The organism is Variovorax sp. CAN15 (genome assembly GCF_030462475.1).
Taxonomy (GTDB): domain Bacteria; phylum Pseudomonadota; class Gammaproteobacteria; order Burkholderiales; family Burkholderiaceae_C; genus Variovorax.
The window spans coordinates 71,786-87,807 of the sequence record NZ_JASMRZ010000007.1 but is presented as its reverse complement, the minus strand read 5'-3'; the positions used below and the strand labels follow the sequence as shown (position 1 = coordinate 87,807).

The 16,022-nt window shown below is 68.0% G+C and carries 16 protein-coding genes; 8 read left to right on the top strand and 8 right to left on the bottom strand.

Annotation, left to right across the window (positions count from 1 at the left end; genetic code table 11):
• Positions 1–96: 96 nt before the first annotated feature.
• The 4 genes from QMO14_RS08130 to QMO14_RS08115 form a co-directional block, all read right to left on the bottom strand.
• Positions 97–1,467 carry an ATP-binding protein gene (locus QMO14_RS08130; protein ID WP_301505851.1) on the bottom strand — a complete coding sequence of 457 codons (1,371 nt, stop codon included), beginning with the start codon at positions 1,465–1,467 and terminating at the stop codon, positions 97–99.
• A complete protein-coding gene (locus QMO14_RS08125; RefSeq protein ID WP_301505850.1) occupies positions 1,464–2,147 on the bottom strand; it encodes a response regulator transcription factor in 684 nt (227 codons plus the stop codon). Before QMO14_RS08125 ends, QMO14_RS08130 begins: the two co-directional genes overlap by 4 nt.
• A gap of 347 nt (positions 2,148–2,494) precedes the next feature.
• Entirely contained in the window at positions 2,495–3,376 is an 882-nt protein-coding gene (locus QMO14_RS08120; protein ID WP_301505849.1) for a hypothetical protein, read from the bottom strand.
• A 332-nt stretch (positions 3,377–3,708) separates the two neighbouring features.
• Positions 3,709–4,926, bottom strand: coding sequence for an acyl-CoA dehydrogenase family protein (locus QMO14_RS08115; RefSeq protein ID WP_301505848.1), 1,218 nt, complete (start codon positions 4,924–4,926; stop codon positions 3,709–3,711).
• A gap of 140 nt (positions 4,927–5,066) precedes the next feature.
• Here QMO14_RS08115 and QMO14_RS08110 point away from each other — a divergent pair, with 140 nt between their 5' ends.
• The 6 genes from QMO14_RS08110 (at position 5,067) to QMO14_RS08085 (ending at position 11,680) form a co-directional block, all read left to right on the top strand.
• Positions 5,067–6,362 carry an NUDIX domain-containing protein gene (locus tag QMO14_RS08110; RefSeq protein WP_301505847.1) on the top strand — a complete coding sequence of 432 codons (1,296 nt, stop codon included), beginning with the start codon at positions 5,067–5,069 and terminating at the stop codon, positions 6,360–6,362.
• Positions 6,363–6,415: 53 nt separating this feature from the next.
• Complete coding sequence (gene yccS / locus QMO14_RS08105; protein ID WP_301505846.1) at positions 6,416–8,635, top strand: YccS family putative transporter; 2,220 nt, start codon at positions 6,416–6,418, stop codon at positions 8,633–8,635.
• 83 nt (positions 8,636–8,718) lie between these two features.
• Complete coding sequence (locus QMO14_RS08100) at positions 8,719–9,123, top strand: hypothetical protein (RefSeq protein ID WP_301505845.1); 405 nt, start codon at positions 8,719–8,721, stop codon at positions 9,121–9,123.
• 197 nt (positions 9,124–9,320) lie between these two features.
• Positions 9,321–10,019, top strand: a complete 699-nt coding sequence (locus tag QMO14_RS08095) for a Bax inhibitor-1/YccA family protein (RefSeq protein ID WP_301505844.1) — start codon at positions 9,321–9,323, stop codon at positions 10,017–10,019.
• Between the two features lie 34 nt (positions 10,020–10,053).
• Positions 10,054–10,599 carry an Rrf2 family transcriptional regulator gene (locus tag QMO14_RS08090; protein ID WP_301505843.1) on the top strand — a complete coding sequence of 182 codons (546 nt, stop codon included), beginning with the start codon at positions 10,054–10,056 and terminating at the stop codon, positions 10,597–10,599.
• Positions 10,600–10,888: 289 nt separating this feature from the next.
• Positions 10,889–11,680, top strand: coding sequence for a fumarylacetoacetate hydrolase family protein (locus QMO14_RS08085; protein WP_301505842.1), 792 nt, complete (start codon positions 10,889–10,891; stop codon positions 11,678–11,680).
• A 201-nt stretch (positions 11,681–11,881) separates the two neighbouring features.
• On the opposite strand, the gene QMO14_RS08080 is transcribed toward QMO14_RS08085, so the two are convergent.
• The gene (locus QMO14_RS08080) at positions 11,882–12,868 is read right to left on the bottom strand and encodes a tripartite tricarboxylate transporter substrate-binding protein (protein WP_301505841.1); all 987 of its coding nucleotides are present in this window, start codon (positions 12,866–12,868) and stop codon (positions 11,882–11,884) included.
• 210 nt (positions 12,869–13,078) lie between these two features.
• Here QMO14_RS08080 and QMO14_RS08075 point away from each other — a divergent pair, with 210 nt between their 5' ends.
• Complete coding sequence (locus tag QMO14_RS08075; protein WP_301505840.1) at positions 13,079–13,627, top strand: MarR family winged helix-turn-helix transcriptional regulator; 549 nt, start codon at positions 13,079–13,081, stop codon at positions 13,625–13,627.
• Between the two features lie 36 nt (positions 13,628–13,663).
• Here the strand turns inward: QMO14_RS08075 and QMO14_RS08070 are convergent, their stop codons facing one another.
• A complete protein-coding gene (locus QMO14_RS08070; RefSeq protein WP_301505839.1) occupies positions 13,664–14,008 on the bottom strand; it encodes a FlxA-like family protein in 345 nt (114 codons plus the stop codon).
• Positions 14,009–14,173: 165 nt separating this feature from the next.
• Here QMO14_RS08070 and QMO14_RS08065 point away from each other — a divergent pair, with 165 nt between their 5' ends.
• Positions 14,174–14,620: a universal stress protein gene (locus QMO14_RS08065; protein WP_301505838.1), complete on the top strand. Its 447-nt coding sequence runs from the start codon at positions 14,174–14,176 to the stop codon at positions 14,618–14,620.
• Between the two features lie 38 nt (positions 14,621–14,658).
• Here the strand turns inward: QMO14_RS08065 and arr are convergent, their stop codons facing one another.
• Complete coding sequence (arr, locus tag QMO14_RS08060) at positions 14,659–15,054, bottom strand: NAD(+)--rifampin ADP-ribosyltransferase (protein WP_301505837.1); 396 nt, start codon at positions 15,052–15,054, stop codon at positions 14,659–14,661.
• Between the two features lie 99 nt (positions 15,055–15,153).
• Positions 15,154–16,014, bottom strand: a complete 861-nt coding sequence (locus QMO14_RS08055) for an oxaloacetate decarboxylase (protein WP_301505836.1) — start codon at positions 16,012–16,014, stop codon at positions 15,154–15,156.
• Between the last annotated feature and the right edge of the window lie 8 nt (positions 16,015–16,022).

The following is a 16,022-nucleotide window of genomic DNA, read 5'->3' as shown; positions in this document are numbered from 1 at the left end:
ACGGTATGTGCGCCCGGTCGATCCTAGGAATTCACGGCCTGGCTGTGCATGAACAGAACATTGCGATTCGGCAATGTCGGGAACGCAGGCGCCCGCTCAACCGTCCGCCATCGGCAGGTCGATGCATGCGCGCAGGCCCGGTTTCGCATCCGCGAAATCGAGCCGGCCGCCATGCAGCGCCACCACCGCGAGCACGCTCGCAAGGCCCAGCCCGTGGCCCGGCACGCTGCGGTCGAGCCGGTGGAAGCGCACGCCGATGCGTTCGTGCTCGGCCTGCGGAATACCCGGCCCGTCGTCCTGCACGAAAAGCTGCGCCCTGCCGTCCACCGTGCGGGTGCCCATGCGCACCGTCGCGCCGGTGCCGGCGTACTTCAGCGCGTTGTCGAGCAGGTTGGCGGCCGCGCCCGCCAGCAGGTCGCGGTCGCCCAATGCCACCGCCATGTCGGCGGGCTCGCGCAGCAGCACGATGCCGCGCAGCTCGGCCACCGCCTCATAGAGTTCCGCCACGTCGTCGGCAATGACGTGCAACGCCACCGGCGCGAACTGCTGCCGCCGCGCGCCGGCTTCCACCTCGGCGATCTGCAGCAGCTTCTCGAACACCACGGCCAGCTCTTCCAGCTCGCGGATGGCGGTGCTCACCGCCTCGCGCTGCGGGTCGCCCGCGCCGAGCCCGGCCTCCACCGCGCGCAGCCGCACCAGCACGCGCGTGAGCGGCGTTCGCAGGTTGTGCGCGATGGTGTTGGAAACGTGGCGCACGCCATCCATCAGCGACTGGATGCGGTCGAGCATGGCGTTGATGTCGTGCTCCAGCAGCGCGAACTCGTCTTCCTCGCCCGAAGGCTCCACGCGCTCCTGCAACTCGCCCTCGGCGATGCGTGCGGCCGTGCGACGCACCGCGCCCACGCTGCGCTCCAGCTCCTGGCGGAAGACGAAGGTGCCGCCGATCAGCAGGAGCACCGCAACGATGCCCGCCGCCGCGCTGGCGCTTGCCACCAGCGATTCGATGGACTCCTGGTCGCGCAGGTCGTGCCCCACCACAAGCAGGCCGCCGTCGGGCAGCGGGCGCATCACCAGGTACGCGATGACGGTCTGCCCAGAGCGCACCACGCGGCGGTGCACGCCGTCGCCGGCATCGGGGGCCTGCGAGGGCATCTGGTCGAGATTGCCGGCGAGCTTGCGGCCCTCGCGGTCGGTCAGGAGGTAGATCTCGTTGTCGGAGTTGCGCCCGTCGGACAGCGCATTCGCGATCTCGCCGGCCACGCCGTCGGCGCCGCGTGCGTCGTAGCGCACCATCAGCTGCTGCATGCTCGCGGCCACCTGCCGCACCATGCGCTGCTGCAGCACGCCCACCGTCTGCATGTAGACGATGGCCAGCGCCGCCAGCATGGTGATCGCCACCAGCAGCCCATAGTAGAAGGCGAGCCGGAAGCCGACCGAGCGCCACAGCCGGCGCAGGGCTGCGGTCATTGCGGCGCCGACAGCGTGTAGCCCACGCCGCGCACGGTGTGGATCAGCGTGGGGGCGCCGCCCGCGTCGAGCTTGCCGCGCAGCCGGCTGACCTGCACGTCGATCACGTTGGTCTGCGGGTCGAACTGGTAGTCCCACACCGCCTCCAGCAGCATGGTGCGCGTGACCACCTGGCCCGGATGCATCATGAGATAGGCCAGCAGGCGGAACTCGCGCGGCTGCAGCGAGATGGCCCGGCGGCCGCGCTCGACGTGCCGGCGCGCGAGGTCGAGCGTGAGATCGGCGATCCGCAGCATGCGTATCTCGGGCCCTGTGCGCGAACGCCGCACCAGCGCCTCCGCGCGCGCCGCGAGCTCCGAGAAAGCGAAGGGCTTGGCCAGGTAGTCGTCGCCGCCGGCCTTGAGTCCGCGCACGCGCTCGTCCAGCGCGTTCAGCGCGCTGAGCACCAGCACCGGCGTCTTCTTGCCGAGCGCGCGCATGGTCGAGAGGATCGAAAGGCCGTCCACCTCGTTGGGCAGCATGCGATCGAGGATGACGATGTCCCACTGCTCTCCGGTGGCGCGCGCGAGCGCGTCAGCGCCGTCGCGGCTGATCACAGCCACGTGGCCGAGCGAGCGGAAACCGTCGGCGATGTAGCGCGCGTTGTCGGCGTCGTCCTCGACGATGAGGCAGCGCCACATGGCAGTGGGGCCTAACACGCCGGTGCGGCGCCCCGGTACGGAGCGGCATGGAAAGCCGGCGGTGAGAAATGAGGACGGTGAGGAGGCTGCGTTCTGATGCTCATGGCGATGGAGTCGGCCGGCGCGCCGCCGTTACGTTCACGCGGGTGCCGCCGGGGCCGTCCTAGTCGGCATTGGATCAGAGAAGGGGCGGCGGCTTCATTACCGTTTGTCCATGTTCCGGGCCGCGGTCAGAGCGGATGGCTCTGCGGGCGAAGGGCCGCCCTCGCAGTAGCTGCTGCAAGCCGGCAAGCGAAGACGCGATCTGATCGCATCAATGCCGCGCCGGCAGGCCAGCCGGTGCAACGCTACTTGGGGGAATATGTCATCTTCGTCACGAGCATCGGGGACTTCGGATCGATTCCCTTCAGCACCTGACCTCGGTAGGGACCTTCGGCCGCTTGCCAGATCTCGTTGACCGTGACCTTGGCCAGCGATGAGGTACCCACCGTGACCGTCAAGGAAAACTTGCAAGTGTTGAACGTCCCCAGCGGAGAGTCCAGCTTCTCGCGACCGACGTAGACGAGCTCGCCCGTCGCCGGAACGGAGTTTGTCGAAGTGATGCGGCCGTTGGCGGTTTGCGTCTTTGTGAAGGAAATCTTCTGCTGAACGACCTGCCCAGCCTTCATGTCGATCGGAAACGAAAGCGGGGGCGAATAAGTTTCAGAAGAGGCAAAGGCCGTGTCCGACGACGGTGTCGTGGACTGTGGCGGCGTGATCTTGGTCCTGGTCACCGTCGCCTTGCCATAGAGCATGACGTTGCCGCCCGCGAAATCCTTGTACTCCTTCTTGACGGTGCTTTGCTGGAACTGCGGCACGTCGATCATTTCCGAGCCGACATTGAAAGCAATCGGATTGGCTCCGGCAAACGACTCACGTCCTTCAGTCACGCTCTTTCTGCGGAAAGGCTTGGCCGTTGAACTGGCTCCCGGGTATACCGCCTCGAATTCCAGGGTGGTTCCCTCGCGAAAATCCGCCTCGTTGAAGCACGCAGCCGAGCTCTCCACTACGGCAGCCGGTTGCGCGGGCGCTGGGGCAGGCGCGGGTGCCGGCGCCGGAGCGGGTGCCATCGGCAGCATGGAAAGACCGCCGCCACCGCTGCCACCTCCACATGCGGAAATTGCCGCGGCCGCGGCGGCCGTGGCAAACAGCCGTACATACGGCAAGGCGCGGACATTTTCTGTTTTCATTACTCCCTCCTTTATTTGAAAACATTAACAATTGATTTTTCTGCACTACCAGTTAAGCAATGCTTTTTTGTTTTATTTCAATGTTATTTCGGAAGGATTGCGAGTAGCCACTCGCGGCGTGGCGGAACTTGGCACCCGAGAAAAATGTCACGGAATTTCGAGGGAACGTGCGGGAATTTCGCCTTCCAGATAGACGAGCAATGCGGACTGCAAGTCAACATTTGTCAACTCAAAGCAGCCGAGAGCTTGCGAAAAAAAGGGAAGACACCGCCGGAATGTCAACCGGCGAGAAAATGGTCTGACAGGCCCTGGCAATGGGCCCAGGCTTGCCGTTACTGGTACGCCGCCAGCTCCTGCTTGGCGATCGCGTTGCGGTGCACCTCGTCGGGGCCATCGGCCACGCGCAGGTGACGCTCGTAGGCGTAGAAGTTGGTGAGCAGCGTGTCCTGGCTCAGGCCCATGGCGCCGTAGGCCTGCATGGCCCAATCGATCACCTTCACGCAGTTGTTGGGCGTTAGCACCTTGATCATCGCGATCTCCTTCGCGGCGACCTTGTTGCCCACGGTGTCCATGCGATAGGCGGCGTTGAGCACCATCCAGCGCGACTGTTCGATGAGCATGCGCGACTCGGCGATGCGCTCGCGCCAGACGCCCTGCTCCGACAGCGGCTTGTGGAAGGCGGTGCGCGACACCAGGCGCTGGCACATCATCTCCAGCGCCGCCTCGGCCATGCCGATAGCGCGCATGCAGTGGTGGATGCGGCCCGGCCCGAGGCGGCCCTGCGCGATCTCGAAGCCGCGGCCTTCGCCGAGCAGGATGTTCTCGACCGGCACGCGCACGTTCTCGAACACGATCTCCGGATGGCCGAAGGGCGGGTCGTACACGCCCAGCAGCGCCATGTCGCGCACGATGGTCACGCCGGGCGTGTTCTTCGGCACGAGGATCATCGACTGCTGCTTGTGGCGGTCGGCGTTGTCGGGGTCGGTCTTGCCCATGAGCACGAAGATCTCGCAGCGCTCGTTCATCGCGCCGGTGATGTACCACTTGCGGCCGTTGATGACGTACTCGTCGCCCTCGCGGCGGATACTGCAGCGGATGTTGGTGGCGTCGCTGGAGGCCACCTCGGGCTCGGTCATCGCGAAGGAGGAGCGGATCTCGCCGGCCAGCAGCGGCTTGAGCCAGCGCTCCTGCTGCGCCCTGGTGCCGTAGCGCGCGAGCACTTCCATGTTGCCGGTGTCGGGCGCGGAGCAGTTGAAGATCTCCGAGCACCAGTAGCGCCGGCCCATGATCTCGCACAGCGGTGCGTACTCGACGTTGCTCAGGCCTGGGCCGTGCTCCGACTCGGGCAGGAACAGGTTCCACAGTCCGCGCTCGCGCGCCTTGGCCTTGAGGCCGGCCATCATCGGCAGCTCGGCGTACGGGCGGCCGGCGCGGGCGTTGGCGGCAAGCTCCTCTTCGTGGCGCTTCTCGTTGGGATAGACGTACTCGTCCATGAACCGGAGCAGTTCCTCGCGCAGCGCGATCACCCGGGGCGTGAATTCGAAATGCATGGTGCGTCCTTCAGCAAGAGTCGATGTATGTGGTGTGCCTTGAAGGTACGTTGCGCGCGGCCTTTCGAACGGTCTTCCGCGCGACAGCGGCGCTCCGGTGCTGTCACCTTGGCAGCAGCGGCCGGCGCGACAATGCGTGCATGACCGCCAGCCCCACGGATGCCCCGACCCGCCCCGCACCGCCACGCCCCGTGCGCATGGCGGCCACACTCATCGTGCTGCGCGACGGAAGCAGCGGCCTCGAGGTGCTGATGCTGCGGCGGGCAGAGAAGGCCAACGACCAGAACAGCGGCGCGAGTGTGTTCCCGGGTGGCGTGATCGACGCGCACGACCGTGGCCTGCACGGCTGCTGCAGCGGCCTCGACGACGGGGCCGCGAGCGTACGGCTCGAAGTGCCCGAGGGCGGCCTGGACTACTACGCGGCGGCGATCCGCGAATGCTTCGAGGAAGCCGGCCTGCTGTTCGCGACCGACGACGCCGGACGGCCTGTGACGCTGGACGGCCTGCCCTTCGGCCAGCTCGCCGGGATGCGCCATGCGGCGGAACAAGGCACCGACGCGCTGCTGTCGCTGTGCGCGCAGCACGGCTGGCGGCTCGCGGCCGACCGGCTCGCGTATTTCTCGCACTGGCTCACGCCGCCGGGAATGCCGCGCCGCTTCGACACACGCTTCTTTCTCGCGGCCATGCCCGAGGCGCAGAGCGTGCGGCCCGATGGCCGGGAGACGGTCGAACACATGTGGCTGCGGCCCGCCGATGCAGCGGACCCGGCGCGCGGACTGAAGCTGATGAACGTGACGCGCCGCATCCTGCTGGAACTCGCGCAATTCGAAAGCGTGGACGGGCTCATGGCGCATGCGCGCGGGCTGAAGCACATTCCGCGCGTGATGCCGCGGCTGGCGGATGGTCCGGCAGGGAGGCGGCCGGTGAACATGGAAGAGCCTGCGTACGAGGAGGTCGGCTTTGTCGATCCGGATGGCGAAGGCGGCGGGCGCTATGCGCATGAGGCCGGGCTGGTCATGCGGCTGTCGGCGCGGGTGCTGCGGGTGACCGGAGAAGCCGGCGACGGGTTCGGCACGCTGGTGCACAGCTACTTTGTAGGAGCGGCGGGCGGCGATTGCGCGCTGATCGACGCATCGCCCGCGAGCTCCGCGCATGCCGAGGCGCTTGCCGCCGCCACGCCGGGGCGTGTGCGATGGCGTCTGTCGACGCAGGCGGCTTCCGATGCAGCCACCATGGTGCCGGCACCGGGCGAGCAGATCCGTATCGGAGATGCCACGCTGCGCGTGCTGCCGGGCGATGGGAGTTCGCGGGCGAGCCGGTTCCTGCTGGTCGAAGAAGGAATGCTGTTCGCGGGCACTTCCGATGCGCCCACGGCCGACGAAGAACAGGTCCGGTGGATCGCGCCGCGCCACGGATTCCTGCACAGCCGGCGCTGATCGACTCTCAGCGCCACACGGCCGTGGCATGCATCGTGCAAGATCGGCCCATCATGCTTCCCCTGTCTCCCGACGCGCTGCGCCAGCGGCTGCGGTCTTTCGCCTCTCGCGCGCAGCCCGTGCGCATTCTTCTCACACTCGGCAGCCTCATGGCGGGCTGCGCCTGGACCGGCCACACCGATGCGGTGATCCCCCTTTTCCTCGGCGCCATCGCCAGCGCGCTCGCCGAGACCGACGACAGCTGGCGCGGACGGCTGCGCGCACAGGTGGTCACGCTGGGCTGCTTCGCGGCCATCGCGTTCGCGGTGGAGGCGGCCTTCGGCATGCCGCTGCTGTTCATCGCCGGGCTCGCGCTCGCGGCCTTCTGGCTGACGATGCTCGGCGCCGTGGAGGCGCGCTACAGGGCGATCGCGTATGCGACGCTGATCCTCGCGATGTACGCCACGCTGGGCATCGAGAACATGGGCGTGCACGGCGTGGCGCAGCGCGGGCGCGAACCCCTGCTGCTGGTGGCCGGCGCGGCCTGGTACGGCGTGTTCTCCGTGCTGTGGTGCGCGGCCTTTCCGGCGCAGCCGGTGCAGGCGCGGCTGGTGGCTCTGTTCACGGTGCTGGGCAACTACGTGCGCTTCAAGGCGTCGCTCTTCGAGCCGCTGCGCGGCATCGACATCGAGCGCAAGCGGCTTGCGCTCGCGCAGCTCAACGCCGAGGTGGTGACGGAGCTCAATGCGGCCAAGGAGAGCATCTTCCGCCGCATCGGCGCGCGGGCGCCGACCGGGCGCATCTCGCGCTACCGGGGCCTCTACCTGATCGCGCAGGACGTGCACGAGCGCGCCAGTTCCTCGCACGACGACTACAACGCACTGGCCGATGCCTTCTTCCACAGCGACCTGCTCTACCGCTGCCAGCGCGTGCTGGGCCTGCAAGGGCTGGCCTGCCAACGGCTGGCCGATTCGGTGGAGCGGCGCGAGCCCTTCGAGGTGGGAACCGAGACCGTGCAGGCGCTGGCCGATCTGCGCAGCGCCATCGAGCACGAACGCGCACGGGCAGACACGCCCGCCCGGCTGGCGCTGCTGGCCTCGGTGGAGGCGCTGGCGCGCAATCTCGCGCTGCTCGACGGCCAGCTCGCGGGGGCCAGCCAGCCTTCGGCGCGCGCGGGCCGTACGGAGATGGGTTTGTTCGATCGCTCGCCGCGCTCCTGGCGCGACGCGGTGGAGCGGGTGCGGCGGCAGCTCACGGTGCGCTCGCCGCTCTTTCGGCATGCACTTCGGCTGTCGATCGCGCTGGTGGCGGGCTACGGGGTGATGCATTTCATCCACCCGGCGCAGGGCTACTGGATCCTGCTGACCACGCTGTTCGTCTGCCAGCAGACGTATGGCGACACCATCGCGCGCATGGGACAGCGCATTGCCGGCACTGCCCTCGGCGTGGTGGCGGGCTGGGCGCTGCTGCAGCTCTTTCCGCAGCCGCTGGTGCAATCGGTGCTCGCGGTGATCGCCGGCGTGCTGTTCTTCGCGACCCGCACCACGCGCTACCTGCTGGCCACGGCCTCGATGACGCTGCTGGTGCTGATGTGCTTCAACCAGGTCGGCGACAGCGGTGTGCTGCTGGTGCCGCGGCTGGTCGACACCGCCATCGGCAGCGCCATCGCGGGGCTGGCGGTGCTGCTGGTGCTGCCGCACTGGCAGGCGCGGCGCATCAACGAACTGGCGGCCGCCGCGATGCGCGGCCATGCGGGCTATCTGAGGCAGATCGTGGGGCAGTACCGCACCGGCGCGCGCGACCACCTCGACTACCGGCTGGCACGGCGCAACGACCACAACGCGGACGCGGCGCTGTCCACCGCGGTGTCGGACATGTTCCGCGAGCCGGGCTACGTGCGGCCGCGCGCGGGGGTGGCTCTGCGCTTCCTCATCCGCTCGCACACGCTGTTGAGCTATCTGTCGGCGCTCGGCGCGCATCGCGCGGTGCTGCCCGATTCGGCGCAGATGGCGGTGCTGCATGCGTCGGCCGAGGGGGCGATCGCGGCGCTGGAGGCGCTGGCGGACGGACTGGAAAAGGGCACGGTGGATGTAACAGGCAGCATCGAATCTGAAGCTGCCGCGCGCGCCGCGCTGGCGCAGGCGGCGGCCGATAGCGGCGAACGCGGTGATCCGCACGCGCGAACTTTCCATACCGAACTCGGTCTGATCTGGCTGCAGATAGACGCCCTGCGCGCCCACGCGAGCGAATGGCTGCAGCCCGAAGGCAGCGAAAACACGACCGCGCCGGCCTGAGGGACAGTGAACATCCGTGCGATCAGGTCGGTTGAAAGCGCCGCCGCGGGTACCCTCCCGCGCGGCAGGTAAAATACCCCTACATGTCCCGCTKGTTTGCCGCTACCGTTCTTGCCATCATGTTGTCCTGCTACGGCTTCGCCGTGCTTGCGCACAACATGCCCGGTGCCGGCCATGCGCACGCTGAACCGCAGACGGCCCAGGCAACCCAGACGCTGATCGTCAGCGTCGCCTTCCCGGATCTTTCCGACATCTCCGATCTCTCCGACGCCCAAAAGCCGGCAGGCGATGCCGACCAGGCGTCGGAAGACTCCCTTTCCCTGGACGAAGCCGGCTCCGAACACGCCGAACTCGTCGACGCACGCAATGGCGCGCCCGCGCTGCTGCGCTTCACGGAACAGCCGCCGAAACTCGGCCTGACCACCATCGTCTCGCCGTTCCTGGCGCGACCCAAGCGGCCACCCCGCGCCGCTGCCTTCGTCGCCTAGGCTCGAACAGCCTTCGCGACCGGGAGCCGCCATGGCTCCCGCCCCCTTGTTGTGACCCTGGCCGGCCGTCATCCGGCGCCGCCCGCTTCGCAACAGCCGCTACCTGCTCTCTCTCCCATTCACGGCCCTGTGCCCTCGTTGCGCGCGACATCCATTGCGCGCACGCGGTGCCGGTCCAGCTTCAAGGAATCAACACAATGAACAACAGCCCTACCGCCTACCACGACAGCATCGAGCTGCCGATCGCCTCGCCGCAGGAGCGCAACCGCGTCCTGCGCAACACCTACTGGCTGCTCGCGCTGTCGATGGTGCCCACCGTGCTCGGCGCCTGGATCGGCGTCTCCACGGGCTTCTCGCGCGCGATGTCGCCGGGCATCGGCCTGATGGTGTTCCTCGGCGGCGCCTTCGGCTTCATGTACGCGATCGAGAAGACCAAGGAATCGGCCGCCGGCGTGCCGGTGCTGCTGGCCTTCACCTTCTTCATGGGCCTGATGCTGTCGCGCCTGGTCGGCACCGTGCTCGGCCTGGCCAACGGCGCCAGCCTGGTGATGACGGCCTTCGCCGGCACCGGCGCGATCTTCTTCGGCATGGCCACGCTGTCGTCGGTCATCAAGCGCGACCTGTCCTCCATGGGCAAGTGGCTCTTCATCGGCGCCATCCTGCTGCTGGTGGCGGGCATCGCCAACTTCTTCATCAAGTCGAGCGCGCTGATGATGACGCTGTCGGTGCTGGCCATCGGCATCTTCTCGGCCTTCATCCTGCACGACCTCAAGCGCGTGAAGGATGGCCTGGAGACCAACTACATCTCCGCCACGCTGGGTGTGTATCTCAGCATCTACAACGTCTTCCAGTCGCTGCTGGCCCTGCTGGGCATCGCCGGCGGCCGGGACGAGTGATTCCCCACGAAGGAAGAAAAGGAAGGAACATCCCATGCGTCTCACCACCAAAGGCCGCTTCGCGGTCACCGCGATGATCGACATCGCCCTTCATGGGCGGTCGGGCCCCGTCACGCTGGCCTCGATCAGCCTGCGCCAGCGCGTTTCGCTCTCGTACCTCGAACTGCTGTTCGGCAAGCTGCGCCGCGCCAGCCTGGTCGAATCGACCCGGGGCCCTGGCGGCGGCTATTCGTTGAGCCGCAAGGCGACGGAGATTTCCGTGGCCGACATCGTCCTTTCGATCGAGGAACACGATGCCGAAACCACCCACAGGCGCGACGCCGATGCGCCGGGTGAAGCCGGCCGCTGCGAGATCGACGAACTCTGGGCCACCGTGAACCTGCGGGCGGTCGAGTTCCTGAAGTCGATCTCGCTGCAGAGCCTGGTCGACGAACAAAAGGCCAAGGGCGTGCAGGCCGCGGTGCGCAACGAGGTGCGGCGTTCGCCCAGCGGCCAGCCCGCCACGCGCAAGCCCTTCGTCGTCGACGCGCCGAATTCGGTGTTCGCGCTGGGACGGCGACACCAGCAAAGCGCCAGCTAGCCCCGAGCCAGCCAGCCCGGCCCATGCGGCAGGGCCCGCCGCCACGCACCGACGTGGAGGCGGGCCCTCGCCGCATGGGCCTTTTTTCGTCCGCAGCTTCTGAGAGCCCGGCAGGTTTGGATCGAGGCTCATGCCCGCCGGCTCGCCACCGCGCCCCCCGCTGCTCGATGAGCTATGTCCTGTTTTTGCATAGATGCGTCCACTTGCTCGCCGGCCTGCCGTCCCAGAATCGACCAGCCGTGAGAGGCACGGCGACGACGCATTCCACAAGACCAAGGAGACAGACGCCATGATCACTTCCCGCCGCGGCCTGCTGGCCGGTTCCGCCGCCATGGCCACCGGTGCGATCGCCGGCTGTGCACTGCCCGCAGGGGCAGGCCGCTCGGCCGCCACGCCGTTCGACGTCGCATCGTCGACCATTCCGATCGTCGGCAGCAACCAGGTCTTTCCGGTGCGCCGCATCTACTGCATCGGCCGCAACTACGAGGCGCATGCGCGCGAGATGGGCTCGGACCCGAGCCGCGAGCCGCCCTTCTTCTTCCAGAAGCCGGCCGATGCGATCCAGGTCGTGACGCCCGGCGTGGTGGCCGACCATCCTTATCCCACGCTCACGAAGAACTACCACTACGAGGTCGAACTGGTGGTGGCGCTGGGCAAGGGCGGGCGCGACATCGCGACGAGCGCCGCGCTCGACCATGTGTACGGCTACTCGCTGGGCCTGGACATGACGCGCCGCGACCTGCAGCGCGAGATGGGCGATCAGAAGAAGCCCTGGGAGATCGGCAAGAGCTTCGACCACTCGGCGCCCGTCGGGCCGATCCACCCCGTGGCGAAGGTCGGGCACTTCAGCGACGGCGCGATCTGGCTCAAGGTGAACGGGCAGACCAAACAGAACGCCACGCTCAGGCACATGATCTGGTCGGTGGCCGAGCAGATCAGCCGCCTGTCGCAGGCTTTCGAGCTGAAGCCGGGCGACATCATCTATTCGGGCACGCCGGAGAACGTGGGGCCGGTGGTGCGGGGCGACCTGATCCAGATCCACATCGACCGGCTGCCGGAGCTGGCGGTACGGATCGTCTGAGGGAGGGCCCGCCCATGCCCTGCATCGGCCTCGAGGGCAAGGCCGATCTCATCGCCGAGATGGGCGCCCTCGCCTCCTGAGCTTCCACTGCATGTTCGCGCGACACCGCGGAACCGGCTCTGCCGGGCCGCAGATGCCGCCCCCGGCGAGGGGAAAGGCGCGCGCGACACCAAGTGCGCGAAGCCTGGGGGAGTATCAAGTTCAGGGATGAAAGCCCGAGCGGCGCACCACGGGCTCCCACTGCGCCCGGTACGCCTTGAGCATCTGCGCCGTCTCCGCCGTATTGCTCACCACCGGCGTGATGAAGAGCGACTCGGCCGCCTTCTGCAGGCCAGGGTCCTTCATCACGTCGCGGATCGCGTTGGCCAGCAGCTGCACCTTGGCGGGCGGCATGGAAGCCGGCGCAAAGAAGGTGTTCCAGCCGTCGGCATCGATCTTCATGCCGGCCTCGCGGAAAGTCGGAATGTTGGACGCGAAGCTCGCGCGCTTCTTGCCCGAGGTGGCGAGGATGCGGATCTTGCCGGCCACGTGCTGCGGGTAGAGCGAGTCGAGCGTGTCGATGGCGATGGGCAGGCTGCCGTTGACCAGGTCGGCCGCCAGCGGCGCCGAGCCGCCATAGCCCTTGATCTGCGGCTGCACGCTCAGCGCGTCGCCCACCATCAGGCCGAAGAAGTGCGGCAGGCTGCCGGTGGCGGGCACGCCGAAGATGGCCTCCTCGGGGTGCGCCCAGAGCCGGCCCACCAGGAACATCGCGCGGTCGAGCTGGAGCTTGCTGCCGACGGCCAATGCGAAGTCGTAGCTGCTGACCTGCGAGACGGGCACGAAGTCCTTGTCGGGGTCGTAGCCCGCGTCCTTGATGACCAGCGGCGCGACCACCATCACGGCGGGGTTGCCCAGCATCAGCACGTTCTGCGTGGCCGGCGCGCGCTTCACCTCCTTGGCCGCGAGACGGCCGCCTTCGCCCGGACGGTTTTCCACGCTCACCTGCACCCCGAGCTTCGGCGTGAGCCGCTCGGCGATCAGCCGCGCGATCCGGTCGGTGCTGCCGCCCGCGGCATAGCCGACCACGAGGGTGAGCGGGCCGCCGTCCAGCGCGGCGGGCGCCTGGGCCTGGGCCAGGGGAGCGCAGGCGGCCAGGGCGAAGCCTCCTGCCATGATGAGCTTGCGCCGGGAAAGGAATGCGGGCATCGGATCGGGTCTCCTGCGGACGGTGGGTGCGAGCGGGGGGACAGGCGCGTTTTCGCGGCGAAAATCGCGAGTCAAGACTGTTTCCGCTCGTTCAAATTTGTTACTGGTTTATACGTATGGGGAAACAGTTGATCTAATCAACCAACTGCCTGCCGAGGCGGGCGAACCACACTCCCGGCGTTTCCGCAATCACGTCACCCTCACCCCCGTATGCGACAAGCTTTCCCCGACGCCGACGCGCTGCGCACGCCCCGTTCACTGGACGACCTGGTGCTCTACCGCATGGTGCGCGCCGTGCGGGCCGGCAACGGCATGGCGACGCGGCTGGTCGAGGGTGGCTTCGGCATCACGCGCCGCGAGTGGGGAATGATCGCCACGCTCGCGCAGGAGGGCGAGATGACAGCGTCGGCATTGGCCACGCTGCTGCATCTGGACCGCGTACGCACCTCGCGCGGACTGCGCAGCCTGGTCGACAAGAAGCTGGTGCACCGCCGCCAGAACGCGGAAGACCGGCGCGAGGTGCACGTGCGGCTGAGCGCCTCGGGCCAGCAGCTCTTCGGCCGGCTCTTCCCGCGCATCGCGGGGCTGAACACCGAGCTGCTGGAAGGCGTGGCGCCCGCGGACCTGGACGCCTTCCTGCGCTGCCTGCAGCATCTGGAGCAGCGCGGGGAAGCGCTGCTCGCGCAGGGCGTGGTGGCGGAGAAGGCCGACCGCCGCTCGGGCGGCACGCGGCACCGCTGGCCCGAGCGCGGCGGCTGACCCGGCGGCTGACCCGGCGGCTGACCCTGCGGGCGATCAGGCCTGCACGTCCACCACGCTCCCCAGCTTTCCCGAGGCGCCGTGGCTGGCGCGCTGCGTGCTGGCGGCGCTTTCTTCCAGCGAGGCCATCGCGCTTTGCTGGACGCCGGCGTTGCGCAGCGCGTTCATCTGCTGCTGCAGCATCGCGAGCTTGGCCGCGAGCGCCTCAAGCTGCATCCGGATCGCATCGCGGGCATCCTCGGGCGCGGCGAGCAGCTGGGCCTGCGTCTCGCCGATCTGTTTCTGCGTGGCGGTGATCTGCCGCTGGATCTTCGCGATCTCCGCGTTGGCGTTGCCCCCGCTCCTTGTTGCGCTGCCGCTCGCGCCGATGGCATTCAGCATCCCGATCCTCCTTCGGTTGTCCTGCATGGAAAGGATCTATATCGGCAGCCGGCGCGAAAAATAGAGGGCCGCCCCTGATCGCCCCGCGATCTCTTGCACGGCCGGGATCGCGAACTAGACTGAAATGCGAGGGCACCCGCGGTGCCGGGGGCCAAGGAGCCTGCCATGTACAAGCGTGTTCTCGTGGCTACCGACGGCTCGGCGCTGTCGGAGCAAGCGGTCAATGCCGCCATCGAGCTGGCCCTGCTCTGCAATGCCGAACTGGTGAGCGTCACCGTCGCGCACATCGAGCCCACCGGCTACTTCGAAGGTTCGATGATGCTGAGCCTGCGCGACATCGAGGCCGCGCAGGAGCAGTCGGACCAGGCCGCGCGCCGGCTGGTCGACAGGTCGGTCGCCACCGCGACCGCCAGGGGCGTGCGCAATCCGAGGGCCGTGGTCATGAAGTCGAACCAGGTGGCCGAGGCCATCATCGCGGCCGCGAAGAACCAGCAGTGCGACCTGATCGTGATGGCCTCGCACGGCCGGCGCAGCCTGGCGCGCCTGCTGATGGGCAGCGAGACGCTGCACGTGCTGACGCACTCGCACATTCCGGTGCTGGTACTGCGCTGACGGGCGGCCGCGGCCACGCCGGCCAACGCAGGCGGGAGTCAGTTGACGATCTCTCCCATACCGACGCGCACGCGCTCCCTGAGCTGGCGGATGTACTCCGCGTCGAAGGGCTCCCAGGTCTCCAGCTCGCCGACGATCCGCAGCGGCTCCCGGCTTCGGTACGAGCGCGTGGGATTGCCGGGGAACTTCTTGTCGGTGACGTTGGGGTCGTCCTCGTAGGCGCCGGTGGGCTCGACGATGTAGACGCGGCAACGGCCCTCGCCCTTCGCCATTTCGGCGGCCAGCCCGGCGCCCTTGGGCCAGGCGGTGAAGTAGATGTGGTTCATGACGACGCGGCCGTCGTAGTTCGACCTGAAGCCGGCCGTGAGCAGATCTCCCACCTGAAGATCCGCGCGCGTGCCGTGGAAGAAGGGTCCGGCGTCCAGGATTGCCATCGCGGGTCGCTCCTCTGCGGAAAGGAAAAGCCGCGGAGTCTACTCGTGCCGTTCGTCGTGAAGGCCGTCGGGAAAACGGGCCCGCGCACCCCTGCCCCGTCAGGTGTACCGCTTCTCCAGCGCATCCCACTCGGGCTTGCCCACCAGCCGCTGGCGCTCCGCGAACGGCGTGACCAGCCCGCTGGACTCCTGCACCTCCTTCTCGTCGCGCAACACGGTCAGCGCCTTCTGCATTCCCGCCACGGCGCCTTGCAGCGCGGCGTTGGCATACAGGACGATGCCGTAGCCCAGCTTGCCGAGTTCGGTGGCGTTGAAGATCGGCGTCCTGCCGCCGATCACCATGTTCATGAGCTGCGGCCTGTCCAGGCGCCTGGGCAGCGCCCGCACCTCCTCCTCCTTCGTCACGGCCTCCACGAAAAGGATGTCGGCGCCGGCCTCGGCGAACTTCTGCGCACGCTCGACCGCGGCCTCGAAGCCGTGGACGGCGGCCGCGTCGGTGCGAGCCATGATCAGCAGGTCCTGGTCCTGGCGGGCGTCGACGGCCGCCTTGATCTTGCTCACGGCCTCCTCGGTGGAGATCACTTCCTTGCCCGAGAAATGGCCGCAGCGCTTGGGCGCGACCTGGTCCTCGAACTGGATGCAGTCGGCGCCGGCACGCTCCAGCGTGCGCACCGTGTGGCGCACGTTCAGCGCATTGCCGAAGCCGGTGTCGGCATCGACGAGCAGCGGCACCGAGACCGCGTCGCGGATGCGGGCGGTGTGGTCGGCGATCTCCGCGAGGCCCATGAAGCCCTGGTCGGGCATGCCGAACCACATGTTGGTGACGCCCGCGCCGGTGATGTAGATCGCCTCGAAGCCCAGGTCTTCGACGACCCTGGCGGACAACGCGTTGAAGGCGCCGGGAACGATCAGGCCGCGCCGGGCCTGCGCGAGGGACTTGAGTTGCTTGCGGGTGGACATTCGGAAAA

Coding starts and splice junctions, on each gene's coding strand:
- QMO14_RS08130 (WP_301505851.1), bottom strand. CDS start 1,467: ATGACCGCAGCCCTGCGCCGGCTGTGGCGCTCGGTCGGCTTCCGGCTC.
- QMO14_RS08125 (WP_301505850.1), bottom strand. CDS start 2,147: ATGTGGCGCTGCCTCATCGTCGAGGACGACGCCGACAACGCGCGCTAC.
- QMO14_RS08120 (WP_301505849.1), bottom strand. CDS start 3,376: ATGAAAACAGAAAATGTCCGCGCCTTGCCGTATGTACGGCTGTTTGCC.
- QMO14_RS08115 (WP_301505848.1), bottom strand. CDS start 4,926: ATGCATTTCGAATTCACGCCCCGGGTGATCGCGCTGCGCGAGGAACTG.
- QMO14_RS08110 (WP_301505847.1), top strand. CDS start 5,067: ATGACCGCCAGCCCCACGGATGCCCCGACCCGCCCCGCACCGCCACGC.
- yccS (WP_301505846.1), top strand. CDS start 6,416: ATGCTTCCCCTGTCTCCCGACGCGCTGCGCCAGCGGCTGCGGTCTTTC.
- QMO14_RS08095 (WP_301505844.1), top strand. CDS start 9,321: ATGAACAACAGCCCTACCGCCTACCACGACAGCATCGAGCTGCCGATC.
- QMO14_RS08090 (WP_301505843.1), top strand. CDS start 10,054: ATGCGTCTCACCACCAAAGGCCGCTTCGCGGTCACCGCGATGATCGAC.
- QMO14_RS08085 (WP_301505842.1), top strand. CDS start 10,889: ATGATCACTTCCCGCCGCGGCCTGCTGGCCGGTTCCGCCGCCATGGCC.
- QMO14_RS08080 (WP_301505841.1), bottom strand. CDS start 12,868: ATGCCCGCATTCCTTTCCCGGCGCAAGCTCATCATGGCAGGAGGCTTC.
- QMO14_RS08075 (WP_301505840.1), top strand. CDS start 13,079: ATGCGACAAGCTTTCCCCGACGCCGACGCGCTGCGCACGCCCCGTTCA.
- QMO14_RS08070 (WP_301505839.1), bottom strand. CDS start 14,008: ATGCTGAATGCCATCGGCGCGAGCGGCAGCGCAACAAGGAGCGGGGGC.
- QMO14_RS08065 (WP_301505838.1), top strand. CDS start 14,174: ATGTACAAGCGTGTTCTCGTGGCTACCGACGGCTCGGCGCTGTCGGAG.
- arr (WP_301505837.1), bottom strand. CDS start 15,054: ATGGCAATCCTGGACGCCGGACCCTTCTTCCACGGCACGCGCGCGGAT.
- QMO14_RS08055 (WP_301505836.1), bottom strand. CDS start 16,014: ATGTCCACCCGCAAGCAACTCAAGTCCCTCGCGCAGGCCCGGCGCGGC.